Here is a 26974-nt window from a genome sequence, read left to right as displayed (position 1 = left end):
CCGAACTGTCTCACGACGTTCTGAACCCAGCTCGCGTGCCACTTTAATCGGCGAACGCCCGACCCTTGGGACCTTCTCCAGCCCCAGGATGTGATGAGCCGACATCGAGGTGCCAAACCGCCCCGTCGATGTGAACTCTTGGGGGCGATAAGCCTGTTATCCCCGGCGTACCTTTTATCCGTTGAGCGACGGCCCTTCCATTCAGAACCGCCGGATCACTAAGACCTACTTTCGTACCTGCTCGAAATGTCTCTCTCGCAGTCAAGCTCCCTTATGCCTTTACACTCTACGGCTGGTTTCCAATCAGCCTGAGGGAACCTTCGCGCGCCTCCGTTACTCTTTGGGAGGCGACCGCCCCAGTCAAACTACCCACCAGACACTGTCTTTCGCCCAGTTCATGGGTCGAAGTTAGAACCCTAAAATAGCAAGGGTGGTATTTCAAGGGCGACTCCACCGGAACTGGCGTCCCGGCTTCAAAGTCTCCCACCTATCCTACACATACTAGTTCAAAATCCAATGTCAAGCTATAGTAAAGGTGCCGGGGTCTTTCCGTCTTTTCGCGGGTAGACGGCATCTTCACCGCCAATACAATTTCGCTGAGTCCCTGGTTGAGACAGTGCGGAAGTCGTTACGCCATTCGTGCAGGTCGGAACTTACCCGACAAGGAATTTCGCTACCTTAGGACCGTTATAGTTACGGCCGCCGTTTACCGGGGCTTCGGTTCATTGCTTTGCCTTGCGACTAACAAGTCCCCTTAACCTTCCGGCACCGGGCAGGCGTCAGACCCTATACTGCGTCTTTCGACTTCGCAGAGTCCTGTGTTTTTAGTAAACAGTCGCTCCCCCCGTTTCTCTGCAACCACCTTCTGCTCCACGAGCAAGTCGCTTCACATTATGATGGCACACCTTCTTCCGAAGTTACGGTGTTAATTTGCCGAGTTCCTTAACCAGAGTTCTCTCAAGCGCCTTGGGATACTCTCCCTACCTACCTGTGTCGGTTTACGGTACGATTAATCTGATAACTCACTACGAGGATTTTCCTGGCAGCCTGGGATCAACCACTTTGCGGTCCCTACTGGGACCTTCGTCATCACGCCTCAGTGTTGTACAGGGATCCGGATTTGCCTGGATCCCCCACCTACACGCTTAAACCGGGACGTCCAACACCCGGATGGCCTACCCTTCTGCGTCCCCCCTTCGCTCAAACATTATCACACTAGTACAGGAATATTAACCTGTTTCCCATCGACTACGCCTCTCGGCCTCGCCTTAGGGGTCGACTAACCCTGAGCAGATTAACTTGACTTCAGGAAACCTTAGGTTTTCGGCGTGCGGGTTTCTCACCCGCATTTTCGCTACTCGTGTCAACATAAGCTCTTGTAGAACCTCCAGCACTTCTTTCGATATACCTTCTACGGCGCTACAATGTTCTCCTACCATCGAATAAATTCGATCCGAAGCTTCGGTAACATGCTTGAGCCCCGTTAAATTTTAGGCGCAGACCCACTCGACCAGTGAGCTATTACGCTATCTTTAAAGGGTTGCTGCTTCTAAGCCAACCTCCTGGTTGTCTGGGCAGTTCCACATCCTTTACCACTTAGCATGTATTTTGGGACCTTAGCTGTCGGTCTGGGCTGTTTCCCTTTCGACCACGGAACTTATCTCCCGTAGTCTGACTCCCGCATTTGAGCTTGACGGCATTCGGAGTTTGATTGGGGTTGGTAAGTCGGTAAGACCCCCTAGTCCAGTCAGTGCTCTACCTCCGTCAGTCATCGTGCGAGGCTATACCTAAATATATTTCGGAGAAAACCAGCTATCACCGAGTTTGATTAGCCTTTCACTCCTATCCACAGCTCATCAGAGCAGTTTTCAACCTACACCTGTTCGGGCCTCCACGAAGTGTTACCTTCGCTTCACCCTGGCCATGGATAGATCACCCGGTTTCGGGTCTACCCCATGCAACTATTCGCCCTGTTAAGACTCGCTTTCGCTACGGCTACACCTCTCGGCTTAACCTCGCTGCATAGGGTAACTCGTTGACTCATTATGCAAAAGGCACGCAGTCACACGGTCTTACGACATCGTGCTCCTACCGCTTGTAAGCAGACGGTTTCAGGTACTATTTCACTCGGGTCCCCCCGTACTTTTCACCTTTCCCTCACGGTACTGGTTCACTATCGGTCACTGATGAGTATTTAGCCTTGGAAGATGGTCCTCCCGGATTCCCACTAGGTTTCACGTGCCTCGTGGTACTCGGGGACACCCTAGGGTGATTTGAAATTTCGTATACCGGACTCTCACCGTCTATGGTCGGCCTTTCCATGCCGTTCTACTATCTCTCCTCAATCCCATGTCGGGGCCCCACAACCCCATGACACAAGTGCCATGGTTTGGGCTTTTCCGCGTTCGCTCGCCACTACTAACGGAATCTCAATTGATTTCTTCTCCTACAGGTACTTAGATGTTTCAGTTCCCTGCGTTCGCCTCATGAAGCTATGTATTCACTTCATAATACCTGAGCATAACCCCAGGTGGGTTTCCCCATTCGGATACCTCCGGATCAAAGCCTGTTAGCGGCTCCCCGAAGCTTTTCGCAGCTTTCCGCGTCCTTCATCGCCTATCAGTGCCAAGGCATCCACCGTCTGCCCTTAGTAGCTTGACCATAAATCCTAAACTATGATCAATTCTCTTAAAAACTCAGCTACTCTACAACTAATAATTAAAAAACCTATTCAATTGTCAAAGAACTAAACTACGACTATCAATTCATAATTGATAATTGCAAATTGATAATGATTCGGCTCTTTATCAATTTGCAATTATCAATTGCTTTATTTGGTGGAGGTGAACGGGATCGAACCGATGACCTCCTGCGTGCAAGGCAGGCGCTCTCCCAGCTGAGCTACACCCCCGATTAACGGGCCAACGTGCAAGCGTTTCAGCGTTCCAACGTTTAAACGTTGCTGCGTTTGAACGTTTGAGCGTTACCTGGTGGGCCTAACTGGACTTGAACCAGTGACCTCACGCTTATCAGGCGTGCGCTCTAACCGAAACTGAGCTATAGGCCCGTTCTCACAGACAGAAACCTCGCGGCTCCCCGCCTATATCAACTCCACTCCAAAGACCAAAAAACCGATCTCTCAAAACTGAATAGCAATTCTATATGGGCGTTGACCAAGCTCCTGATTTTACTCAGAGCTTCTTCCTTTAAAAGGAGGTGATCCAGCCCCAGGTTCCCCTAGGGCTACCTTGTTACGACTTCACCCCAATTACCAGCCATACCTTGGCAGCCTGCCCCCCGAAGGTTAGCTCAACCGCTTCTGGTACAACCGACTCTCGTGGTGTGACGGGCGGTGTGTACAAGGCCCGGGAACGTATTCACCGTGGCATGCTGATCCACGATTACTAGCGATTCCAACTTCACGCAGTCGAGTTGCAGACTGCGATCCGGACTGAGACAGGTTTTACGGGATTAGCTGACTTTCGCAAGCTCGCCGCCCTTTGTACCTGCCATTGTAGTACGTGTGTAGCCCTGGTCATAAAGGCCATGAGGACTTGACGTCATCCCCACCTTCCTCCGGTTTGACACCGGCAGTCCCTCTAGAGTGCCCAACTTAATGCTGGCAACTAAAGGCGAGGGTTGCGCTCGTTGCGGGACTTAACCCAACATCTCACGACACGAGCTGACGACAGCCATGCAGCACCTGTCTCCAAGCTCCTTCGGTTGAAGGCACTCTCCTGTTTCCAGAAGATTCTCGGGATGTCAAGACCAGGTAAGGTTCTTCGCGTTGCGTCGAATTAAACCACATGCTCCACCGCTTGTGCGGGCCCCCGTCAATTCCTTTGAGTTTTAATCTTGCGACCGTACTCCCCAGGCGGTACACTTAATGCGTTTGCTGCGACACTGGAGGGGTCAACACCCCCAACATCTAGTGTACATCGTTTACAGCTGTGGACTACCAGGGTATCTAATCCTGTTTGCTCCCCACGCTTTCGCGCATCAGCGTCAGTATTCGTCCAGAAAGTCGCCTTCGCCACCGGTATTCCTCCCGATATCTACGAATTTCACCTCTACACCGGGAATTCTACTTTCCCCTCCGATACTCAAGCGCTGCAGTATCAGATGCACTTCCACGGTTGAGCCGTGGACTTTCACATCTGACTTACAGCGCCGCCTACGCGCCCTTTACGCCCAGTAATTCCGAACAACGCTTGCACCCTCCGTATTACCGCGGCTGCTGGCACGGAGTTAGCCGGTGCTTCCTTTAGCGGTACCGTCAAATTGACGCACTATTCATACGTCAACGTTTCTTCCCACTTGACAGGGCTTTACGACCCGAAAGCCTTCATCACCCACGCGGCGTTGCTGCGTCAGGGTTGCCCCCATTGCGCAAAATTCCTCACTGCTGCCTCCCGTAGGAGTCTGGTCCGTGTTCCAGTTCCAGTGTGGCGGATCATCCTCTCAGACCCGCTAACCATCGTAGCCTAGGTGGGCTCTTACCCCGCCTACTAGCTAATGGTACGCAGACTCATCCTCACGCGACAGCCCGAAAGCTATCTTTCTTCTCCCTGCCTTGCGACAAAAAGAACTCATCCGGTATTAGCTGCGCTTTCGCACAGTTATTCCAGACATAAGGGTAGATTATCTACGCGTTACTCACCCGTGCGCCACTCTACTCGGAGTCCCGAAGGACTCCTTTCTCGTTCGACTTGCATGTGTTAAGCACGCCGCCAGCGTTCGTTCTGAGCCAGGATCAAACTCTCCAGTTTGATATCCTAGAGTCAGACTTACATCCGACTTTTGTTCTACTCAAATAATTAAACGTTGCTGTCTCTCTCAAGACAGCGAGGCCCATATAGTTTGCTATTCAGTTTTCAAAGATCGGCAAGGACTTACACCCTTTTAAACAGCCCCCTTTTTCGTGAGGCGATCCGCACATACTACCCAGATCACCGGAGACTGTCAACATCTTTTTTACTTCTTTTTTTCCCGACCCGCATCCGCTTGCGCTTGCCGGCCGCCGAAAGACCGACAAACTACTTGATGCCCCTCCCCTTGTCAATATTCTTTTTTCAGGGCAAACTGATAATTTGTGCAACATACTGATATCACTGACATAAAATATCATCTCTCCATCCCAACTACATCACCCGACCCCTTCCGTGTGTCTCATTCGTGTATCATTATATAGCATACGACAGATCGCAAAAAAACCGTTTCCCTTTTTTCAATATTAAATTTCACATATCCTGACCCTTCCATGTCAATTTCAATCCACTTGAGGTCATTTTTTTACGCTTTTTTATTGACTGGGCAACAAATACCAGTTTTAATGTCATGATTTTTTCTTAATTTTTGCCACGCAAAAGGGGACTTCTTTTTCTTGAGTTACGCGATTTATAAATTATTAAGCTCTCTTGTCTTTAATCTAGGATTCCCCTTTTTTTATATATTCAGCGCTCTCACGGGACATCACAAAGAAAGCCTCAACGAACGACGAGGTATTTACGGGAGCATGATCACCGCAAACGATCGCTTCCCGAGATTCTGGATACATGCCGCCTCAGTCGGGGAAGTGCGTGCGGCACAGGCGTTGCTGCCGGAGTTGCAAAAATGTTTTCCAAAAGCTCTTTTTATTCTGTCGACAATGACACGACATGGTCATCAGGTTGCGAAATCACAGTTGCCACCCTCTGTTACCTGTATTTACGCGCCGCTTGATGTTTGTCCGCTGGTAAGGAGAGCGCTAACGATATTACGCCCCACTTGCTATATCAGTCTTGAAACGGAATTGTGGCCCAATTTTCTCACCGAGGCACATCGCTTGGGGATTGAACTGTACCTGCTTAACGGCCGCCTTTCCGACCGGTCCTTACAGAGATACAAAAAAATCCCCGGGTTGATTTTACCCCTGATCAATGCTTTTTCAGCCATTGCCACCATAAGTGAACTCGACAGAAAACGTTTTATCGAACTCGGAGCTCAACCGGAAAAGGTCTTGGCTTCAGGGAATACAAAATTTGATTTATGTGCTCAAAACGATGCCGGTGCCGTGCGGACATACAAAACGTTGCTGAACATTGACGATACACAAACGATTATTATTTTCGGCAGCACACACAGCGGAGAAGAGATTTTTTTTATAGATGCCTATTTGGCGCTGCATGAGTCTTTGCCTGAATCTGTTTTTATTCTGGCCCCCCGCCATGTAAACAGACTGGCTGAAATAGAGAACCTTTTTGCATCTCATTCGCTCACCTATGATAAGATAAGCGAACTTCACGGCAAAAGTCGATGCCGTTCCGTGGTTCTGGTTGACACCATGGGCGAACTGGCGGCACTTTACTCCATCGGCACGTTCATTTTCTGTGGAGGCAGCATGGTGCCCAAAGGAGGACATAACATAATGGAGGCCGCGATATGGGGCAAACCGGTTTTTTACGGCCCGCACATGAAGGATTTTGCCGATGCCGCGGAATTGCTTGAGTCACATTGCGCCTCCGTTCCGATTGTGAAACCGGAAGATTTTATCCAATCGGTGCTCTTCTTATCAAAGAACCCCGATCAATATGCTTCTTTATGCCGCAATGCGCGCCAAGTTGCCTCGTCCCAGCAGGGTGCGGCATACCGGCAGGCACGGCTTGTGGCTGACTCTTTAAAATTTGCGGCATGAAAGCCGTTTAATGCAACATTTTTTGCCGGAATTTCGTTTTTTTTCGGCATGTAAATTTCAACAAACTGAAGGATGATGAATATGAAGGCCCTTATCGCGCTTGAAGACGGTACCGTTTTTGAAGGAGAATCCTTCACCGGTGCCGGTGAGACCACCGGTGAAATCGTTTTTAACACCGGAATGTCAGGTTACCAGGAGATCCTGATGGACCCATCCTATAGAGGGCAGATCGTCACCATGACCTATCCGCTGATCGGCAACTACGGAATCAATGAAGAAGACATGGAATCGTCCCGGATCCACGTTGAGGCTTTTCTGGTGAAAGAGTATCAGGATTATCCGAGCAATTTCCGGTCGACCGGCTCATTAGCCGCTTTCTTGAAAAAATACAATATACTGGGGGTACAGGGAATCGACACCCGCGCCCTGACCCGCCACATCCGTCTCGCCGGTGCCCTGCGGGGAATTGTTTCAACAGAGGATCTTGACCCGCAGTCACTTATTGCCAAAGCCAAAAAATCGCCCGGCCTTATCGGCCGCGATCTGGTCAAGGAGGTCACCTGCAACGTGCCCTACGGCTGGAATAACGGCAAACCGAAACCCGGCAGCAATTTTTCCAGTTCCGACCCCGGCAAATTCAAAGTCGTGGCCTTTGATTTCGGGTTGAAATACAACCAGTTGCGCTTACTTGCCGAACGGAACTGTTCCGTCCAGGTTGTGCCGGCCACCACTTCGGCCAAGGACATTCTGGCCATGGATCCAGACGGCATCTTTCTTTCCAACGGCCCCGGTGACCCGGCTGGAATTCAAGGAGTCGTCGAAAACGTCAGGGATCTTCTCGGCAAAAAACCAATTTTCGGAATATGTCTCGGCCACCAGATTCTCGGACTGGCTTACGGCGGCACCACCTACAAATTAAAATTCGGCCATCGCGGCTCCAATCAACCTGTAAAGGATCTCATCACCGGCAAAATAGAAATCACTTCACAGAACCACGGTTTTTGCGTCGACCTGGCCAGCCTGGACAAGAATGAAGTGGAACTGACCCACATCAACTTGAACGATTCGAGCCTGGAAGGCATGCGCCATAAAAAATTTCCGGCATTTTCCGTCCAGTACCACCCGGAAAATGCTCCAGGTCCCCATGATTCGGTCTACCTCTTTGACCGATTCATCGAGACGATGCGCGGATAGAACAGCTTTCACTTCGAGTTGAAGGAAAATCACGAATTCGCATCACCCTTCACTCCCATACACTTTCAATCTCAATTATATAAAATTTACTATTATGCCCAAACGAACAGATATAAAAAAGATTCTCATCATCGGATCCGGCCCCATTATCATCAGCCAGGCCTGTGAGTTTGATTACTCCGGCACCCAGGCGGTCAAGGCTCTCAAAGAGGAAGGATACGAGGTCGTCCTTATAAACTCCAATCCCGCCACCATTATGACCGACCCGGAGATCGCCGATCGAACCTACATAGAACCGATCACTCCTGAGATGGTGGCCAAGATCATCGAGCGTGAACGGCCTGACGCCCTGTTGCCCACCCTGGGAGGGCAAACCGGCCTCAACACCGCCATCAAGGTCGCTGAAATGGGCGTTCTGGAGAAATACGGGGTTGAACTGCTGGGCGCCGACATTGACGTCATCAAGAAAGCGGAAGGTCGCGATTCCTTCCGCGCGGCAATGTACAAAATCGGCCTGAAAGTCCCGGAAAGCGCTATTGTCCATACCATTGCCGAGGCGCGCACCGCGACCGACACCATGGGTTTTCCGGTTATTGTCCGCCCCAGTTTCACCCTGGGCGGCACCGGCGGGGGAGTTGCCTACAACAGCCAGGAACTCGAAAACCTCTGTACCGCCGGCCTCGATCTCAGCCTGAACAGTGAAGTTATGCTTGAACGGAGCCTGCTGGGCTGGAAAGAATATGAGCTTGAGGTGATGCGGGACAAAAATGACAATGTCGTCATCATCTGTTCCATTGAAAACATGGACGCCATGGGGGTGCACACCGGCGACTCCATCACCGTTGCCCCGGCCCAGACCCTGACCGACAGGGAATACCAGCTCATGCGCGACGCCTCCATCGCCATTATCAGAGAAATCGGGGTGGAAACCGGTGGATCCAATGTCCAGTTTGCCGTCAATCCCGTTGATGGCGAGCTGATGGTGATTGAAATGAATCCCAGGGTTTCGCGGAGTTCCGCCCTGGCATCAAAAGCAACCGGTTTTCCCATTGCCAAGATTGCCGCCAAGCTTGCCGTCGGCTATACCCTTGATGAAATCCCCAACGACATCACCAAGGAAACCTATGCCGCCTTTGAACCGACCATTGATTATTGCGTGGTGAAAATTCCCAGATGGACATTTGAAAAATTTCCCGAGGCCAATGACATTCTCACCACCGCCATGAAATCAGTTGGTGAAACAATGGCCATCGGCAGAACCTTCAAAGAGGCGTTTCAGAAGGGTTTGCGATCCCTGGAAATCGGTTGCTTCGGTTTCGGGGCCGGACCGAAATTCAGCCTTTCCGGCATGGACCAGCGTGACCTGGAATTAAAGCTGAAGGTGCCGAATTCCCAGAGAGTTTTTGCCGTCCATGAAGCACTTATGCGCAAAATGGACATTGAACGCATTTACCAGCTGACGGCAATTGACCCCTGGTTTCTGGTCAACCTGAAACAGATTGTCGAAACGGAGCAGGAGATACAAAAAGTGGGATTCTCCGGACTTGACCGCGACTATCTCCGCAAAATAAAACAGATGGGCTTTTCCGATAAGCAGCTCGCCTATCTCACCGGCACCAGCGAAGAAGATATCTGGGAACTGCGCGAAAAAGAAGGCCAGAAACCGGTATACAAACTGGTTGACACCTGCGCCGCTGAATTCGAGGCATACACTCCCTACTATTATTCAACCTATGAAGTTGAAGACGAGTCACGCAGAAGCGACAAGCGAAAAATCATGATCCTCGGCGGCGGACCCAACCGGATCGGCCAGGGCATTGAGTTCGATTACTGCTGTGTCCATGCCTCTTTTGCGTTACGCGAAATGGGAATCGAGAGTATCATGGTCAACTCTAATCCGGAAACGGTCAGTACCGACTATGACACCTCCGACAAACTTTATTTCGAGCCCTTAACCCGTGAAGATGTCCTGCATATCATCGAAAAAGAAAAACCCGAGGGCGTGATTGTCCAGTTCGGCGGTCAGACTCCGCTCAATCTTGCCGTGCCCCTGGCCAAAATGAATGTCCCCATCATCGGTACATCCCCGGACTCCATTGACAGGGCGGAAGACAGGGAAAGATTCCAAAAATTTCTCCACAAGCTGAACCTCATCCAGCCTGCCAACGGCACGGCCCGCACCACGGAAGACGCTTTGCGCATTGCCCAGGAGATAGGCTATCCCGTGGTTGTTCGCCCATCCTACGTATTGGGCGGCAGGGCCATGCGTATAGTCTATAATGAAAAAAACCTGAAAGAGTACATGACCACCGCCATTGATGTTTCCTCGGAACACCCGATCCTCATCGACAAATTCCTGAAGGAAGCCATTGAAATCGATGTCGACGCCATTTCCGACGGGGAAAGCACCATTATCGGCGGCATCATGCAGCACATTGAAGAGGCGGGCATCCATTCCGGCGACTCAGCCTGTGTCCTGCCCCCCTACAGTCTTTCCGCCGCGCTCATCGAACAGATCAAGGAAGCTACCCGGGCAATGGCCCTTGAGCTGAAAGTCATCGGCCTGATGAATATCCAGTATGCGGTAAAAGACAACATTCTTTATGTGCTCGAGGTAAACCCGCGCGCCTCTCGGACCATCCCCTTTGTCAGCAAGGCCACAGGCGTTCCCCTGGCAAAAATGGCGACCAAGGTCATGATGGGGATGAAACTGGGAGAACTGGGGCTCACCAAGGAAGTGGAAATTGCTCACTATGCGGTGAAAGAAGCGGTCTTTCCTTTTGACCGCTTCGACAACGTCGACACCCTGCTCGGACCCGAGATGAAATCAACCGGCGAGGTCATGGGTCTTGACGAATCACTGGGTCTGGCCTTCGCCAAATCGCAGTTTGCCGCGGGTCAACGCATTCCGCAAGAAGGAACCGTCCTTTTCAGCGTCCGAAACGACGACAAAAACGACATCCTGCCTGTTGCCCGGCAACTCGCGGAACTCGGTTTTTCCATCATGGGCACATCGGGTACCGCCGCTTTTCTCAATGAAAACGGGGTATCCTGCACCGGTATTAACAAAATTTCCGAAGGTCGTCCCCACATTCTGGACAAAATTCAGGACAAACAGATACAGTGGATCGTCAACACCTCCCGCGGCACCAGGACGACTGAAGATTCATACACCATCCGCCGGGCGGCCCTGAGCTACCATCTGCCGTACACAACCACCACGGCAGGAGCAGAATCCATGGCCAAGGCGATTGCGACCTTGAAGGATCAATCAATGGAAGTAAAGTCGGTACAGGAGTATTTTCTTTAAATTGTATTTTTGCCTTTAATATGTTTTCGGTAATAACTCTTATATACTGGACTTTTTTTAATGAAATTCTTATTGTTTGAATTTGTCGGAAATTCAATATGTAGTGAAATAATTTGCAACGAACAGGATTACTCACGGTCTCACCGAATTACGTAGCCTGGAAGACGGTTATTCTTTAGTTTCGCGCAGCCGTCAAAACTTTTTAGGAGTTCCTTCTTGAATAATTTTTACAAAAATCTTTCCATGTGGCTGGTCATCGGCCTGACCATGATTCTCCTCTTCAACATGTTCAATCAGCCCCAGACCGGTGTTGTTGAAATGAGTTACACTGATTTCCTCGACGCCGTATCAAGCGAAAGCATCAGTCAGGTGACGATACAGGGAGATGAGATAACCGGCAGCAGCGGCGGCAAGAATTTTCGTGTCATTTCCCCGATTGATGCGCAACTGATTCCCGAACTCCGCAAAGCAGGCGTGAATATCCTGGTGAAACAAAATGAAGAAACACCCTGGTATATCACCATCCTTGTTTCCTGGTTCCCCATGCTGCTGCTTATCGGTGTCTGGATCTTTTTCATGCGCCAGATGCAGATGGGCGGGGGCAAGGCCATGAGTTTCGGCCGCAGCAAGCACCGCATGCTGGAAAGCGGCACCGGCAAGGTGACCTTTAAGGATGTGGCCGGCATCGATGAGGCCAAGGAAGAGCTTTCGGAAATCATTGATTTTCTCCGCGACCCGAAAAAATTTACCAGACTTGGCGGACGAATTCCCAAAGGCGTTCTGCTCGCCGGCCCTCCGGGCACCGGCAAAACGTTGCTGGCGAAAGCCATAGCCGGCGAGGCGGATGTCCCCTTTTTCTCCATCAGCGGGTCGGATTTTGTTGAAATGTTTGTCGGCGTCGGCGCCTCACGCGTACGGGATCTTTTCACCCAGGGTAAAAAAAATGCCCCCTGCATTATTTTCATTGATGAAATTGACGCAGTGGGCCGTCATCGCGGAGCAGGCCTCGGCGGCGGACACGATGAGCGGGAACAAACCTTGAACCAGCTGCTGGTTGAAATGGATGGTTTTGAATCAAATGACGGCGTTATTATTATCTCGGCAACAAACCGTCCCGATGTCCTTGATCCCGCCCTGTTGCGGCCCGGCCGCTTCGACCGCCAGGTCGTTGTGCCGATTCCGGATGTGGGGGGCAGAAAAATGATCCTCGAAGTACACGGCAAAAAAGTGCCTGTTGCTCCGGATGTCAAATGGGAAGTCATCGCCCGCGGAACCCCCGGTTTCTCCGGGGCTGATCTGGAAAATCTCGTCAATGAGGCTGCTTTGCTCGCCGCCCGTTCCAATGAGGACAAGGTCACCATGGACGACCTTGAACGAGCGAAAGACAAGGTCATGATGGGGGCGGAACGCCGCAGCATGATCATCACCGACAAAGAAAAAGAAATCACCGCTTTTCATGAGGCGGGCCATGCGCTTATTGCCAAACTTCTGCCCGGCACCGATCCCGTCCATAAAGTCACCATCATCCCGCGGGGACGCGCCCTTGGCCTGACCCAGCAGTTGCCGACCGTGGAGCAGTACACCCATGCGAAATCCTTTCTGCTCAATACCCTCTGCATCCTGTTGGGAGGAAGAGTGGCGGAAGAGCTGACATTCGGTGAAATAACAACCGGCTCCGGCAATGACATTGAACGGGCGACAACCATGGCGCGCAAGATGGTCTGCGAGTGGGGCATGAGTGACGAGCTGGGCCCCATGACTTTCGGCAAAAAAGAGGAACAGATTTTTCTCGGCAGAGAGATAGCCCAGCACCGTGATTACAGCGAAGAGACCGCCATTAAGATTGATGAGGCGGTGCGACGAATGGTGGAAGACGCCAATCACAAGGTATTCAAACTTTTGGGCGAAAACATCGAAACCCTGAAAGTCATAGCGCATGCGTTGCTGGAAAGAGAAACACTGACATCTGAAGATATTGAGAAAATCATGTCCGGCCAGGGGCTGGATCCCATGAAAAAAATGGAACAGCCTCCCCTGCAAACCGAACCGGCCCACGAAGCCGTTGCCCCGGAAATCGCAGCCGCTCCACCTTCACAACCGCCCTCATCGCCCCCTCCCCAATCCGAGCAAACCAGCGGCGCAGGAGGGTCATGACCGTCGACGTTGCTGCCCTGCTGCAGGGAAAGATCCGGCACGGCTTCCCGGACCCGAACCGACGGGTTCTGGTGATGGGGATCATCAACGTCACGCCTGACTCTTTTTCCGACGGCGGCCTGATCAGCGACAAGGCGATACTCCTTGATCAGGTTGCCCAAATGATCGAAAACGGTGCCGACATCATCGACATCGGCGGAGAATCCACCCGGCCCTTTGCACCCGAGGTTTCAGTACGGGAAGAACTGGACCGGGTCATCCCGGCGATTTGCGCCGTCAGACGTCGGTTTCAAATTCCCATATCAGTTGATACCGTCAAGGCTGAAGTGGCCAGGCAAGCCATTGATGCCGGCGCAGACATTATAAACGATATCAGTGGACTAAGCCATGATCCGGCCATGATTTCCGTTGCAGTCTCGCATGATGTCCCGGTAATCATCATGCACATGCAGGGAACTCCTCGAGACATGCAGGTAAATCCCCGCTACGACGATGTTGTCGGAGAAATCACTGCCGCTCTGGCGTCGCGTATTGCCTGGGCAGCAGGGAAAGGACTCGCCAAGGAAAAAATCATTATCGACCCGGGTATCGGCTTTGGGAAGACCGCGGCCCATAATCTGACCATCCTGCGAAACCTGAGAAAATTCACCTCGCTGGGCTGCCCGCTGCTGGTCGGTCATTCCCGCAAATCGTTCATCGGTTCCATTCTTTCTCTTGCTGATCCCCATGAGCGGGATGAGGCCACCGCCGTTCTTTCCGCACTCTGCGTCTGGAACGGGGCCTCTATTATTCGGGTTCACGACGTGGCCCGGACAGTCCAGGCGGTTAAAATGACGCTTTCGGTCATGAACGGAAATTTTCCCGATCAGGCTTAATCTTCCCAGGATGAGCGAGCCATGCATGATCGAATAAAAAGATATCAGATCTATAACCGCAGCAGAAAAATCAAGGCCATTAATTTTCAACCGGTCAAGGCCACCCTTCTTTTTAAAATTATTCCCTATCTGCTGCATTGTAATTACCCTGATTTGCCGGGCTACAGTGATGATGCCGCTTGCCCTTTCGGGATATACCGTTTCCTTCCCGATAAATTCGTCGACAGTGAGCTTTTCCGGCAATACTTTCCCGACTCAACCGCCCGTAATTACAAAACCGCCTCTCCCTATCCGCGAACTCCCTGTATCCATTCCTTAAAAACGATCGGCAGTATCGGCACCATCGCCCAATCGGCCAAATCGGATTGCGACTACTGGGTCTCCATCCGCGAGGAAGAGATAGGGGAAAAGGGTGTCCGGCTTCTGCAGGAGAAATGCAAAAAAATTGAGCAGTGGGCCTTGGGAAAAGGCATTGAAGTTTATTTCTTTCTCATGGATGTCGACCAGACAAGGGAAAACAGGTTTTCCTCCTCTGCCGAGGAAGAGTCGGCAGGTTCCGCTTTAAAACTTCTTCTCAAGGATGAACTGTTCCGCACCCATATTCTGGTTGCCGGCAAAATGCTTCTTTGGTGGCTGATCCCCCCCGGTCTGACGGACGATGGGTATCGGAACTATGTCACCGAGCTCATTCAGAAGAAAGGATTGAATCCTGATAATTTTGTCGACCTCGGATATCTCTCCGATATTCCGAAGGGAGAAATTTTCGGTGCCTGCCTCTGGCAGCTCAACAAAGCATTGGACAGCCCCTTTAAATCGGTCATTAAATTTGCCTATCTGGAACTGCTGCTCAAGCACAAAACAAAAATTTTGCCCCTTTTTTCAACCAAAATTCAATGCCTCGTCACCTTTCCCGAACGACTTCCCAAAAACGAGATAAAGCTTCCCCTGACGCAGATTGATCCATACCTGTTGCTGGCCAAAGATCTTGTCGCCTTTTACCAGAAAAACAAAATCACGGATGAAGACAATCTGATCCGTGAGTGTCTTTTCTTTAAAACCATTGAAGGGGCCAAATCGCAAAAGGACGACATTCATCTGCAGACCACCTTGGCCCTGATGCAGAAATGGGATCTGCTTCCGCCTGATCACGAACGGATGCTGAAGCTGCAATTCTGGAATTACAAGGAACTGCTGTCAATCGGAACCAGGGTTCACGCCTATCTTCTTGATACATACAACAGATTACGCTGGCTGCGAAAATCCTTTCCGGAAGAAACGAGCCGCGCCATCTCCGACCGCGATCTCTCGATTCTCGGCAAAAAACTTTTCAGTTTCTACGACGTCAAGCCGGACAAGATTCCCTATCTTCATACGCTTTCCCGCCAGGTCATGTTCCAGAAGGATATTACCTTTCATGTCAGCCGGTACGAGGGTGTCACATCCTATTCGGTTTTCCAGGGAGAACTTGAGGCTGAAACGATAAAGGAGAATATCCAAACCCACATCAAGCGAGACACGGATCCGATCCATCTGACGATGTGGCTGGTAATAAACGGCATCCTGCAACATGAGACGAGAATTCATCTTATCAAGAATTATCTTGACGTGCACCTCGCCGATATCCAGAATCTTGCCGATATCCTCACCAAGACCTTTCCTTTGTTCAACTTTTCCCACATTTCCGCGAACGAACTGCTCAGTCAGGAAAAGGTGACCATGGCGTTGATCATAATCAATTTTGACAAAGAGCAGGTAAAGGGTTCGACCACCCTGAAATCATCACTTATCACGGTCAACAATTACGGTGAATATTTCCTCCGTCGCTTCACCACGCTGATTCAGCTGAAAAATGCCATGCGCTTGCTGCTTACCCAACATTTCGTCAGTCGGTGGAACAACAACCTGGAAATCTACATTCCCGACCAGCCGGAAAAATATTTTATCCAGAGCCAATTGGAAAAATAAAGATCGAAACCGGCGGCAGTTTTAAAACGACACCCTCGCGAAAGGCAGGAAAAGAAATGCGGATAACATTCTACAAATCATCATTGTGACCACGCTGCAGGTTTGCGGGCCGGGTGCTCAGTGAACTCAAGGGGAACTATCCCGATCTGACGGTGGAAGAAATAGAAGTGACCCAAAAGCCGCTGCAAACCCTGCGGGAAGGCGTTAAGATGATTCCCACCCTGGCAGCCCGGGGCGCGAAAATTTCAGGAATTATTCTAACTTCATCCGACATACGAAAATTCATCGACACATTGTACCAACCGTAACCTTGCCTCCTGTCAACAACAGGCGGGAAGATAAACATGAAACGAAGTTCCTTTGTCTCTCCCAGTTTCCACGGTAATTGTCCCGCCATGTCTGCGGACGATGGAGTAGCAGATAGCCAGGCCGAAACCGGCTCCCCGTTGGCTTGCCATCCTTTTGGTGGTGAAATAGGGATCAAAAATCTTTGACAGATTCTCCGGAGGAATGCCGCGGCCCTGATCGATGATGGACATTCTCAGATAGCGACCCGGCTCCAGATCAAGACCATTCTCCTCATCCAGGATCGTATTTTCCGCTACAACCGAAAGACCGCCCCTCTCTTCCATCGCTTCTCTGGCATTAATGACGATATTGTTGATGACCTGCCGTATCTGGTCAACGTCAATCAACGCTTTATTGAGATCCTCGGCAAAAACAAAGGTGGTTTCAATGTCTGAACCGAGTAAAGCGGCTCCCACTGATCTCTCAAGCAACTCCGGCAGAGAAACACATTTTTTCAACGGCACCCCGCCTTCGGCAAAGGTGAGAAACTTGGAGGTCAGCTCCTTGCCCTGCAGACAGGTTTGCCGTGCCTCCTCCAGAATTTCGACCTGATCGTTTCCCTGAGGAAGGGCCCCTTTTACCAGGGTAATCACCGCAAGCAGACCGGTCAGAAGATTATTGAAATCATGGGCAATCCCGCCGGCCAGAATCCCTATGGCTTCAAGTTTTTGCGCCTTCTGCAGTTCGGCTTCAAGCTTGCGCCGCTCGGTTACATCGCGAAAAATACCGCGGATGGCCACCGGCTTGCCGTCGTTGAATTTACAATTGCATTTTCCTTCCAAAAGTATCCTGCGGCCGTCCCTGGCAACAAACTCGGTTTCGATCTTATCCACCTTCTGGCCGGACAGGAGCTTTTCAAATCTTTCCATGCAGTGGCTGTGGTCGTCGGGATGGATAATATCAAACATGGAGGAACCGCTCACCTCCCGGGGATCAAAGCCAAGCGTTTCACGCCAGGTCCGGTTGGCGTAGATTACTTTTCCCTCGGGGGTAATGCTTTGAATCAGATCACCTGAGTTGTCAAAAAGATCACTGAACAGTTCTTCCCGCTCCCGCAGGGTCTGCTCCGCTTTCCGCCGTTCTTCCATCTCCAGCTGCAGTTCGCTATAGGCATTCTCCAGTTCTTCCGTCTTCCGGCGACACCGTTCTTTCATCAGACCCGTCGCATAGGCGGCCGCAATCCAGGTGATCACATCAACGGCATAAAGATAATGGTGTTCCCCGTACCCATGAATTTTGTATATCAGGGTGTGGAAAAGAAAGGCCAGAAGACCGCCGGCAATGGCATATTTAAAACTGAGTCGTATCGGCATATTTGTGTCGTTTGCGGTCCAAGGGAGAGGTTGAGCAAACACAGGTGCTCGCCTTGCCCAACCTTAAAGAGCTAAGGGCACCCCAGGTAAGCATCTCGCGCCGCCAAGGGATACACTTTCATTCAATGGTGTTTTTATCTGTAAAGTCAAGGGGCAATCAAAAATGTTTCGTTCCGCGGGATCTGATGCAGCCATGAACGAATCCCTTTTTCGAGATAACGGTGGTAGGCATCGACACCGCCAAGGCCCTTACAACGAAAACAGAAATTGATTTCCAGAAAAAGGGGTGAGGAATTATTGCCGCAAAGGGCAAAAAGAAAATCAAAGCCGGCCAGGTTTATTCGTGTTTTTGCGCAAAAATCCTTCGCTGCGACGACTGCTTTTTCCTGCAGATGGGGCAAGGATTCCCGGTCGATCACCGCGCCTTTGGCCAGGTTGGTATAAAAACCCCCACCCTCAACCCGTCGCCAGTAAGGATAATAATCGCTGCCGATCACCACCACCCGCAGACTGCGGCCGCCGGTTTCAACATATTCCTGCAGCAGAAATCCCTTTCGCCCGTCCTGCTGCCACTGTACCGCTCTTTCGAGGCAGTGATGAAGATCATTTTCCGACCTGACCCAGAAAACAGTGTTCCCCTCGCCGCCCCAGGAAGATTTGAAGACAAAGGGATAGGAAAAAGGCAAGGAAGCGGCATCAAAATTTTCAATATTCGCAAAGGAAAATGTCAGAGGATGAGGGACGTCCATTTTTTGAAACAATGCGGCCTGGCCGATCTTGCCCGGATAGGCGAAACAAACATCATAGTCGGGGAAGACGTGCGGGCAGGCGCGGCGGGCGGCAGCATAAAAACTTTCCCGGCAGCCTTGGGGAAGAATAATAGCATCGGCGCAGGCCATGGCGGCTAGGTCGGCTGGAGAAGGTTTGTCCCCGCGCACCACCCGGTTATTTTCCGTTTCAATGCAAAGATGATATGAAAGAACGTTCATTGTCGGGAAATATACTCCTATTGCAAAGACGTTATCCCCGCCAAACCCCCTTATCGATGCGTAGCGGGCAAGCTCCTTGTTTTTCTTGCCGTCACTTGTTATTTTGACGGTAAATGAAAAAAAATCATAGGAAATTAAACTCCTTTTTCGCAATCCATGCTGCATTGTCAACGTACGAGTTCCCACCCATAGGCGCAAAACCCTTTACCCGCCCGCAAGCCACGGCAAATTCGCCCGCCCTTGCGGCTCAAAGAGGAAAGATCATGAAGGTCAAATACCCTGTACACCCCCCCAAGGAAGGCGACTGCACCGATGAACGGATCAGCACCCGGGAATTCCGCTCCTTGATTCCAGGAGTCGTCGATCAGCTGGTTGATTCCTGCATGGGCAAGGATTGTTTCGAGCATATCAACACCGACCCTCTTCCCTCCAGGCAACGGGCAATCGACATTCTTGAAAGAGCGCGGGACATTCTTTTTCCAGGCTATTTCGGTTCTCAGGACATTGACCACATCAGTCTCAGATACCGGGTCGGTGAGGAGGTTTCCTCGCTTTACGATCTGCTGGCCATGGAAATAACCTACAGCATCCGTCATGAATGCGTCCGTCACCACACCTCCTGTCTGCACTGCGACAACCAGGGCAAGGAAAAGGCCTTTCTTTTCATCCAGTCCCTGCCTCATCTGCGCAAAATTCTGGCCACCGACGTCCGCGCCGCCTATGAAGGAGATCCTGCGGTCACGAACCATGACGAGGTCATTTTCTGCTACCCGGGCATTGCCGCCATTACCATCTACCGCATCGCCCACCGCCTTTATGAACTGGAAGTTCCGGTGCTGCCGCGCATGATGAGCGAATATGCTCACAGCATAACGGGCATTGATATCCATCCGGGTGCCGAAATCGGTGAATCCTTTTTCATCGATCACGGCACCGGCGTGGTCATCGGCCAGACCGCGGTTATCGGCAAGCGGGTAAAAATTTATCAAGGCGTTACCCTGGGAGCCCTTTCTTTTAAAAGAACGGAATCAGGCGAACTTGAACGATCGGGAAAGCGTCACCCGACCCTGGAAGATGATGTCACGGTGTATGCGGGATCCACCATACTCGGGGGCGACACGGTGATCGGCGCCCGTTCGGTTGTCGGCGGCAACGTCTGGCTGACCACTTCCATCCCGGAGGACACCAAGGTTATTTTGGAACCTCCGGAACTGGTCATCAAAGCAAAATCATAAAATTTCGTTGCGAAACACTCCGCCGCAGGACAATGGTGTCAAGAAAAAAATGCATTTCCCCGACATGAAATGCTGGAAATTATTTCCAAGATGGATTACTAATACATAATTTTGCCACATATGTGCCGCAACGGCACTCCGATTTTGTTTTCATAAATATCACAACCTATCAACATTTAAGGAGAAGTTATGTCACGGAAAATGGTTACCATTGATGGCAATCAGGCTTGTACCCACGTCGCCTACGCCACCAGCGAAATTATCACCATCTACCCCATTACCCCGTCTTCCCCCATGGCGGCGGAAGCAGACGCCAAGGCAACCGCCGGACAGAAAAACATCTGGAACAGCGTTCCGGTGGTGACCCAGATGCAGTCTGAAGGCGGTGTTGCGGGCTCGCTGCACGGTTCACTGACCACCGGCGCCCTGTGCACCACCTTTACCGCCTCCCAGGGGCTCCTGTTGATGATCCCCAACATGTATAAACTTGCCGGCGAGCTCACCCCCACCGTTTTCCACGTCACGGCCCGCTCTCTGGCCTGCCAGGGTCTTTCCATTTTCGGCGACCACAGCGACGTCATGGCGGCCCGCCAGACCGGCTGGGGCATGCTCTGCTCCCAGAACGTTCAGGAATGCCAGGACATGGCCCTGATCTCCACCCAGGCCTCCCTGAAATCACGCATCCCCTTTATGCATTTTTTTGACGGTTTCCGCACCTCACATGAAATACAGAAGGTTGAGCAGCTCACCATGGACGACATGAGCGCCATGATCGACGAGGATCTGGTCATCGCCCACCGGCTGCGCGGACTTTCCCCGGACCGGCCGATGATGCGCGGCACCGCCCAGAACCCCGACGTCTACTTTACCGGCCGCGAGACGGTCAACAAGTACTATATTGCCATTCCGGGCATTATCCAGGAAACCATGGATAAATTCGCCGGGATCACCGGTCGTCAGTATCATCTTTTTGATTACCATGGCGCGCCGGATGCCGAAGAAATTGTCGTCATGATGGGGTCCGGCTGCGAAACCGTTGCCGCCACCATCGACCACCTCGTTTCCCAGGGCCGCAAAATAGGTCTGGTTATTGTCCGTCTTTTCCGCCCCTTTGATATGAAGGCCATGGTCAACGCCATGCCGGCCACCGTCAAACGCATCACCGTGCTTGACCGCACCAAGGAACCCGGTTGCGCCGGCGAACCGCTGTACCTTGATGTTCGCGCCGCGGTGGGCGAAGCCGTAGAAACCTCCTCCATGAAAAACCACCCGATGATTCTTTCCGGCCGTTACGGATTGGGTTCAGCCGAGTTCACTCCGGCCATGGTCAAAGCGGTCTTTGACAACATGTCCGCCTGGGCGCCGAAAAACCATTTCTGCGTCGGACCCAATGATGATGTCACCTTTTCCAGCCTGAACTACGACAAATCCTACAACATCGAGGGGAAAGACGTTCACCGCGCCATGTTCTACGGTCTCGGCTCGGACGGTACGGTCGGCGCCAACAAGAACACCATCAAGATCATCGGCACGGAAACAGAGAACAGCGCGCAGGGTTATTTTGTTTATGACTCGAAAAAATCAGGTTCCATCACCACCAGCCATCTCCGTTTCGGCAAAAACCCGGTGGTTGCTCCCTACCTGATCAACAAGGCAACCTTTATCGCCTGTCACAATTTCACCTTCCTGGACAAATACGACATGCTGTCCAACCTGGAAGAGGGCGGCACCTTTTTGCTGACCACCACTTTCAACCAGAAAGAGATCTGGAAGCAGCTTCCCGCCGCCGTCCAGAAACAGCTCATTGACAAAAAAGCGAAATTTTACATCATTGATGCCATCAACCTGGCCGAGGCCCTTGGCCTGGGCGCCAGAATCAACATGATCATGCAGACCGCCTTCTTCCTCATCTCCGGCATCCTCACTCGAGATGAAGCGATCAAGGCCATCAAGGACGCCATCAAGAAGACTTACGGCAAGAAAGGCGAAAAAGTCGTCAAGATGAACTATGACGCGGTTGACGCCGCGGTGAACAATATCGTTGAAGTAAAAATACCCAAAACCCTCGGCGGCCATGAAATGCCTCCCACCGTCCCGGAAGATGCCCCGGCCTTTGTCAAGGAAGTTACCGCCAAGATGATCCAGGGCAAGGGTGAGGAGATCAAGGTTTCCCAGATGCCGGATGACGGCACCTGGCCAACCGCCACCACCCAGTACGAAAAACGAAATATTGCCGTGCATGTGCCGGTATGGGTGCCGGAAAACTGCATTCAGTGCGGACGTTGTTCCCTGGTCTGCCCCCATGCCGCCATCCGCATGAAAATCGTCAAAGCAGCCGACCTGAAAAAAGCACCCAAAGCGTTGAAAACAGCTGATGCGGTGGGCAAGGAATTCAAAGGGCGCAAGGCCATTGTACAGGTCTTCACCGAGGACTGCTGCGGCTGTACCCTGTGTGAAGGTGTCTGCCCGGCCAAAAAGAAAGCCCTGGTGATGACCACCAACACCGAGGAGATCAGAAAAACCGAGTCAGCCAATGTCAAATACTTCCTCGGTCTGCCCGAGGTCGACTTTGCCGAGATCGACCCCTCCACCGTTAAAGGCAGCCAGCTGATGCGGCCGCTGTTCGAGTTCTCCGGCGCCTGTGCCGGCTGCGGCGAAACCCCGTACATCAAACTGGTTACCCAGATGTTCGGCGACCGTATGCTTGTCGCCAATGCCACGGGCTGCTCCTCCATCTACGGCGGCAACCTGCCCACCACACCTTACTGCAAGCGGGAAGACGGTCGTGGGCCTGCCTGGTCGAACTCACTGTTTGAAGACAACGCCGAGTTCGGCCTCGGCATGCGCCAGACGGTGAACAAGCTGGGACAGCAGGCGGCCGAGTTGCTTGAAGAAGCGGTGGCGGCAAAAATCATCACCAAGAAAATGGCTGCCGAACTGACCGGCGCCGGCCAGAAAAACCAGATTGAAATTGAAGCGCAACGTGACCGTGTCGCCAAACTGAAAGAAACCCTGGCGGCCAGTGACAGCGTCATCGCCAAACGGCTCTTTCATGTGGCTGATTATCTGGTCAAAAAATCGGTATGGATCTTCGGCGGTGACGGCTGGGCCTATGACATCGGCTACGGCGGCCTGGACCACGTTCTCGCTTCCGGCGAAAACGTCAACGTCCTCATCCTTGACACCGAGGTTTACTCCAACACCGGCGGCCAGATGTCGAAATCCACCCCGCGTGCCGCCACCGCCCAGTTTGCCGCGGGCGGTAAGAAAATGCCGAAAAAAGATATCGGCATGATCTTCTCCACCTACGGCAACGTCTATGTGGCTAAGGTCGCCATGGGCGCCAATCCCATGCAGGTCGCCAAGGCCATTGCCGAGGCCGAGGCCTATGACGGACCGTCCCTGGTCATCGCCTATGCCCACTGCATCAACCACGGCATCAACATGGCCAAGGGTTTTGAGCAGCAGACCAAGGCGGTTGCCTGCGGCCACTGGCCGCTGTACCGTTACAATCCCGACCTGGAGAAACAAGGGAAAAACCCCCTGCATCTCGACAGCAAGGCGCCGTCCATGCCCTTTGCCGACTACGCGCTGGGCGAAAACCGCTACCGGGCTCTGAAACTTTCCAACCCCTCCATGGCGGACGAATTGATGGCTGCCTCGCAAAAGGACGTGGAACGATCCTGGAAATTCCTGGAAGGACGTTTCAAGGCCCTTGAACCGGAAGGAAAAGAAACGAACAAATAACCAAGAGCTGTTACATCCCTCTTCCATAAAAAAAGGCCGCCGGATTTCCCGGTGGCCTTTTTTCTTTTCCGCATGCTGCGGGAAGATCATTTTTTATGTAAAATCAGTGAACGAGCACCTCTTCCTCAATCACCTCCTGATCAAATTCCTCGTTGGCGTCGCTTTGCCGTGCGCCAGCCTGCGCTTCATCGTCGCTTACCGTCACTTGCAATTCAGAGCGAAAGATCTTTCCCTCGCCGGCCCCTTCAACCATGGGTTTGATCGCGAAAAAAAAGGTGTATTCACCGAGGGCAAGCTCTGTTGTGTCTCCCCTGAACAGGGGGGACTGGTCGAGCTGAAACAGGTTGCCGGAAAACGTATCGACCTCCTGTTCAACCCATTCACCCTGACTGGACAACCAGCGGGACTTGCCGTCAGGGGCCGTGTACCATATCCGGAAAACCGAGGGCACCGGGCTGCTTGCCTGGTCAATGGCTGCCGCAAGCACCAGTTCCTTCCCTTGCGGAAGAACAAGTTTGCCTTCGCTCCCATTGCCCATGATATGTGGAATGGGAGTCACTGCTGTCGAGATTTGCGTCCTGCGGACCGGCCAGACGTGCAATTGAAAAGATTTCGGATAATTCCGGGATGTGCCCTGGCGAAGATTAACCGCCCAGGCGAAATAAAGATTAAGATAATTTTTTTCCCGCACCCAGTAATCACGGGCAAGCATCCCGTGTGCTCCCTGGCTGTTCAACCAGGCGGCGGGTTCTCCGTGGGCAGCGCCAAGCAACTCCTCCATCATGGCCAGATCAGGCAACTGCCAATCTCCATATCGGGCCGTGTAATCGGGGCATTTCTTCAGCTTTTCCGGAGCCGTGTTCAGAACATCCGTCACCTTCCAGGCATTCTCCCATGTCTCAGCTTCGAAACATCCGCCATACTTCATCCACATCAGTCCGGTGATATTATCCGTCATTGTTCCGTCGGCATGACCGGTAAAACGCAACACCGGCCACGTAATCGGAGTGGGCGGCCCAAGGGGCGACAGCAAATAGACATCCTTCTGCGTCAAGGTCTTTTCTAAATCATCCGCTCTTTTGCGGTCAGGCCGTCCCCCGGCAGGTCGAACCGCCCAGATGCCGAATTTCTTTCCTTTTTCAGCGGCTGTCAATGATCCTGTTGCCAAAGTGAGCTCAAATGCCCGCGTCGGCTCCCCGGTCGTTGTGGTGGATGACCAGTAGTGCGTCTGCACCCCGGCAAAAGGATGATTTTCGGGCAACGCGGGCAAATCCTGCCGATGATCAACCAGGCTGCGCAATTCATGCCGGTTCGGCAAGGACCAGTCCGTGTATCGGGCCTGCAGTTCCCGGCACTGCAGAGCTGCTGGGTCATTATTTAACGAACCGACATTCGTCAAAGCCTGCGACCAGGAATTGCGTCCCAGGCAGGATGCGTCTTTCAGCCACATGAGCCCGCTCTGCTTATCGAGCACGGTGCCGTCATTATTATCGACAAAACGAGTTGCCTGGCCCGAAGAATCTTTTGGCCCTGTCAATGCTGGCGAATCTTTGGCGGAAGAGCGGACAAGGAGGCAAAAATGGTGATCCACCTTGCCCGCTTGGCGAACTTCACCATTTGCCAAATCAAAAGCCCACGCACCATACTGGTTTGTACTGCCCGTACGGGACCAGTAGAGGCCCGGTTGGATATTTCTGAAACGCTGCTTGTTCATCCAGACAGGGGTAGAAACCTCTTCCGCGTTGAAAAGACCCTCAAGCTGGTCGATTTCAGGAACCTGCCAGTCGTCGTGGGCCTGCAACCCCGCACATTTTGCTTTTTCGTCTTTTTGCCCTGCGTTCGTCGCCGCATCCATGGCCCCCTGCCAGCTTAGACTTCCCAGACAGCCCCCATCCTGCAGCCAGATCAAACCGGTGAGATGATCGGTTATCGTGCCATCCCCGTTATCGGAAAACCGAGGATCAGGCCAGACGCCGCCGGCTTGCAGGTCGCCGTCCTGACCTGTCCCGGCGTGATCAATGACCACGCCCTTTTCGTCGTAACAGGATCGTTGGCCGGTACGGGGCAGCTCCGCGTAAACAATTTCCGGCAAGCCGATCAGGAGCAGAAAAAAGCAGACAAGAAACCTGACACGACTTTCAGGTGCAATATCTTTCCTGTACAACGCCATAGCCGTCATTTACCAGGCAGCTTCGTATGGCAGGTCAAACAAAAGCTCGACCCCGGTGACCGACGCAGAAGATGGAGATGAAGATCCTGTTTGGCTTTTTTTTCATCATGAAAAAGGTGACAGGTCATGCAATTCATCTTCATTTTCACGTCAAGCGGCATATCGGCAGGAATCTTAAATGACGGAACAACGGCGATCGGGTGGCGAAAATAACCGTCGCCCCCGTCCGGCTTACAGGAATAGTCCTTATGACAGCGCAGGCACAGGAGATGGAGATCATCATGAAAACGAAACTCCAGACCGTCCAGCGGCAATGAAACATGGCAATCCAGACACCTGATCCCGCTCTCCCCATGGGGCGTCGCGGCAAACAGCTCCGCGATGCCGACCGTCAGCCAAAAGAATGCGAACAAACAACTCTTCCGTATCATAAGCTGAGCGCCTGTAATTCCTGTTTCATCGCCTCAAGACTCTTTTTGATATCCGCCACGTTAGCACCGGTTTTTCCTTCCGCCCGGCAGTATTGCCTGATGCCGTCATTCTGATGACGCAAAGCCGACAACCTGGAATTCATCACCCGCACCATGCCGTTCACCTCCTCGGCAAATTCCTGAAATTCATCATTTTCACGCAGCTTTACCGGGCCTTGCAGATCCCCGGCGGCAATGGTTTGCACGGATGATGACATTTTTCTCAAAGGCCCGCTGATTCTTGAAAAAAGCCGCGATGCGGTGAAGACAAACAGAATGATGACAAAAAGAGCGGTGAGCAGGGAGGAAAAAAGCATCTCCCCCATGAGCAGAGAACTGATGGAAACATCGGGCAGTTTCATGGAATAAAGAGTGGCATCGATTTTCTTCTGGGCAAAATAACGGAAACAGAAAACGGCAATGACCCCTCCGGTCATGGAGGCAACGGCAAAGGCGGCCATAAAGCGGCCCTGGGCCCCCTTATCGATGAAATATTTTCTTCGTTTGAATTTCTCAGCCATAGCGAATAAA

13 protein-coding genes, 2 tRNA genes, 2 rRNA genes and 1 pseudogene are annotated in these 26974 nt (G+C 52.0%); 9 read left to right on the top strand and 9 right to left on the bottom strand.

Features of this window, described 5'->3' with window-relative positions:
* The 4 genes from BM485_05505 to BM485_05490 form a co-directional block, all read right to left on the bottom strand.
* A 23S ribosomal RNA gene (locus BM485_05505) occupies nucleotides 1-2670 on the bottom strand; the annotation flags it as partial.
* Between the two features lie 165 nt (nucleotides 2671-2835).
* Nucleotides 2836-2911 (bottom strand) — tRNA-Ala (locus BM485_05500).
* A 77-nt stretch (nucleotides 2912-2988) separates the two neighbouring features.
* Nucleotides 2989-3067, bottom strand: a tRNA-Ile gene (locus BM485_05495).
* 139 nt (nucleotides 3068-3206) lie between these two features.
* Nucleotides 3207-4769 (bottom strand): 16S ribosomal RNA (locus tag BM485_05490).
* Between the two features lie 614 nt (nucleotides 4770-5383).
* Between BM485_05490 and BM485_05485 the strand changes: the two genes are divergently transcribed.
* From BM485_05485 to BM485_05455, 7 genes and pseudogenes are all read left to right on the top strand, one after another.
* Nucleotides 5384-6673 carry a hypothetical protein gene (locus BM485_05485; GenBank protein ID OKY76092.1) on the top strand — a complete coding sequence of 430 codons (1290 nt, stop codon included), beginning with the start codon at nucleotides 5384-5386 and terminating at the stop codon, nucleotides 6671-6673.
* Between the two features lie 81 nt (nucleotides 6674-6754).
* On the top strand, nucleotides 6755-7867 hold the full coding sequence (locus BM485_05480; GenBank protein OKY76091.1) for a carbamoyl phosphate synthase small subunit: 1113 nt from the start codon (nucleotides 6755-6757) through the stop codon (nucleotides 7865-7867).
* Nucleotides 7868-7961: 94 nt separating this feature from the next.
* Nucleotides 7962-11177: a carbamoyl phosphate synthase large subunit gene (locus BM485_05475; protein OKY76090.1), complete on the top strand. Its 3216-nt coding sequence runs from the start codon at nucleotides 7962-7964 to the stop codon at nucleotides 11175-11177.
* A gap of 216 nt (nucleotides 11178-11393) precedes the next feature.
* A pseudogene (locus tag BM485_05470) lies at nucleotides 11394-13166 on the top strand (cell division protein FtsH).
* Nucleotides 13167-13405: 239 nt separating this feature from the next.
* Nucleotides 13406-14206, top strand: a complete 801-nt coding sequence (locus tag BM485_05465; protein OKY76097.1) for a dihydropteroate synthase — start codon at nucleotides 13406-13408, stop codon at nucleotides 14204-14206.
* A gap of 21 nt (nucleotides 14207-14227) precedes the next feature.
* Nucleotides 14228-16171, top strand: coding sequence for an adenylate cyclase (locus tag BM485_05460; GenBank protein OKY76089.1), 1944 nt, complete (start codon nucleotides 14228-14230; stop codon nucleotides 16169-16171).
* Between the two features lie 113 nt (nucleotides 16172-16284).
* A complete protein-coding gene (locus tag BM485_05455) occupies nucleotides 16285-16479 on the top strand; it encodes a hypothetical protein (protein ID OKY76088.1) in 195 nt (64 codons plus the stop codon).
* A gap of 12 nt (nucleotides 16480-16491) precedes the next feature.
* Here the strand turns inward: BM485_05455 and BM485_05450 are convergent, their stop codons facing one another.
* Together BM485_05450 and BM485_05445 are read right to left on the bottom strand one after the other, a co-directional pair.
* On the bottom strand, nucleotides 16492-17832 hold the full coding sequence (locus tag BM485_05450; GenBank protein ID OKY76087.1) for a hypothetical protein: 1341 nt from the start codon (nucleotides 17830-17832) through the stop codon (nucleotides 16492-16494).
* A 146-nt stretch (nucleotides 17833-17978) separates the two neighbouring features.
* Nucleotides 17979-18986, bottom strand: coding sequence for a hypothetical protein (locus BM485_05445; protein ID OKY76086.1), 1008 nt, complete (start codon nucleotides 18984-18986; stop codon nucleotides 17979-17981).
* A 98-nt stretch (nucleotides 18987-19084) separates the two neighbouring features.
* Here BM485_05445 and BM485_05440 point away from each other — a divergent pair, with 98 nt between their 5' ends.
* Both BM485_05440 and BM485_05435 read left to right on the top strand, forming a co-directional pair.
* Nucleotides 19085-20056, top strand: a complete 972-nt coding sequence (locus BM485_05440) for a serine acetyltransferase (GenBank protein ID OKY76085.1) — start codon at nucleotides 19085-19087, stop codon at nucleotides 20054-20056.
* 189 nt (nucleotides 20057-20245) lie between these two features.
* Nucleotides 20246-23803 carry a pyruvate:ferredoxin (flavodoxin) oxidoreductase gene (locus BM485_05435; protein ID OKY76084.1) on the top strand — a complete coding sequence of 1186 codons (3558 nt, stop codon included), beginning with the start codon at nucleotides 20246-20248 and terminating at the stop codon, nucleotides 23801-23803.
* Nucleotides 23804-23906: 103 nt separating this feature from the next.
* On the opposite strand, the gene BM485_05430 is transcribed toward BM485_05435, so the two are convergent.
* From BM485_05430 to BM485_05420, 3 genes are read right to left on the bottom strand one after another with little or no spacing between them, the layout of a single operon-like run.
* Complete coding sequence (locus BM485_05430; protein ID OKY76083.1) at nucleotides 23907-25982, bottom strand: hypothetical protein; 2076 nt, start codon at nucleotides 25980-25982, stop codon at nucleotides 23907-23909.
* Entirely contained in the window at nucleotides 25979-26404 is a 426-nt protein-coding gene (locus BM485_05425; GenBank protein ID OKY76082.1) for a hypothetical protein, read from the bottom strand. The genes BM485_05430 and BM485_05425 overlap by 4 nt, the downstream gene beginning before the upstream one ends.
* Entirely contained in the window at nucleotides 26401-26964 is a 564-nt protein-coding gene (locus tag BM485_05420; GenBank protein OKY76081.1) for a hypothetical protein, read from the bottom strand. Before BM485_05420 ends, BM485_05425 begins: the two co-directional genes overlap by 4 nt.
* Nucleotides 26965-26974: the final 10 nt, after the last annotated feature.

It is taken from the genome of Desulfobulbaceae bacterium DB1, from assembly GCA_001914235.1.
Lineage (GTDB): Bacteria > Desulfobacterota > Desulfobulbia > Desulfobulbales > SURF-16 > DB1.
The sequence above is the reverse complement of the archived record's forward strand: the minus strand, read 5'-3'. Positions and strand labels throughout refer to the sequence as shown.

Bases quoted from the DNA above. Each gene is read 5' to 3' on its own strand.
- BM485_05480 (OKY76091.1), top strand. From the start codon at position 6,755: ATGAAGGCCCTTATCGCGCTTGAAGACGGTACCGTTTTTGAAGGAGAA.
- BM485_05475 (OKY76090.1), top strand. From the start codon at position 7,962: ATGCCCAAACGAACAGATATAAAAAAGATTCTCATCATCGGATCCGGC.
- BM485_05465 (OKY76097.1), top strand. From the start codon at position 13,406: ATGGGGATCATCAACGTCACGCCTGACTCTTTTTCCGACGGCGGCCTG.
- BM485_05460 (OKY76089.1), top strand. From the start codon at position 14,228: ATGCATGATCGAATAAAAAGATATCAGATCTATAACCGCAGCAGAAAA.
- BM485_05450 (OKY76087.1), bottom strand. From the start codon at position 17,832: ATGCCGATACGACTCAGTTTTAAATATGCCATTGCCGGCGGTCTTCTG.
- BM485_05445 (OKY76086.1), bottom strand. From the start codon at position 18,986: ATGCAGCATGGATTGCGAAAAAGGAGTTTAATTTCCTATGATTTTTTT.
- BM485_05440 (OKY76085.1), top strand. From the start codon at position 19,085: ATGAAGGTCAAATACCCTGTACACCCCCCCAAGGAAGGCGACTGCACC.
- BM485_05435 (OKY76084.1), top strand. From the start codon at position 20,246: ATGTCACGGAAAATGGTTACCATTGATGGCAATCAGGCTTGTACCCAC.
- BM485_05430 (OKY76083.1), bottom strand. From the start codon at position 25,982: ATGACGGCTATGGCGTTGTACAGGAAAGATATTGCACCTGAAAGTCGT.
- BM485_05425 (OKY76082.1), bottom strand. From the start codon at position 26,404: ATGATACGGAAGAGTTGTTTGTTCGCATTCTTTTGGCTGACGGTCGGC.
- BM485_05420 (OKY76081.1), bottom strand. From the start codon at position 26,964: ATGGCTGAGAAATTCAAACGAAGAAAATATTTCATCGATAAGGGGGCC.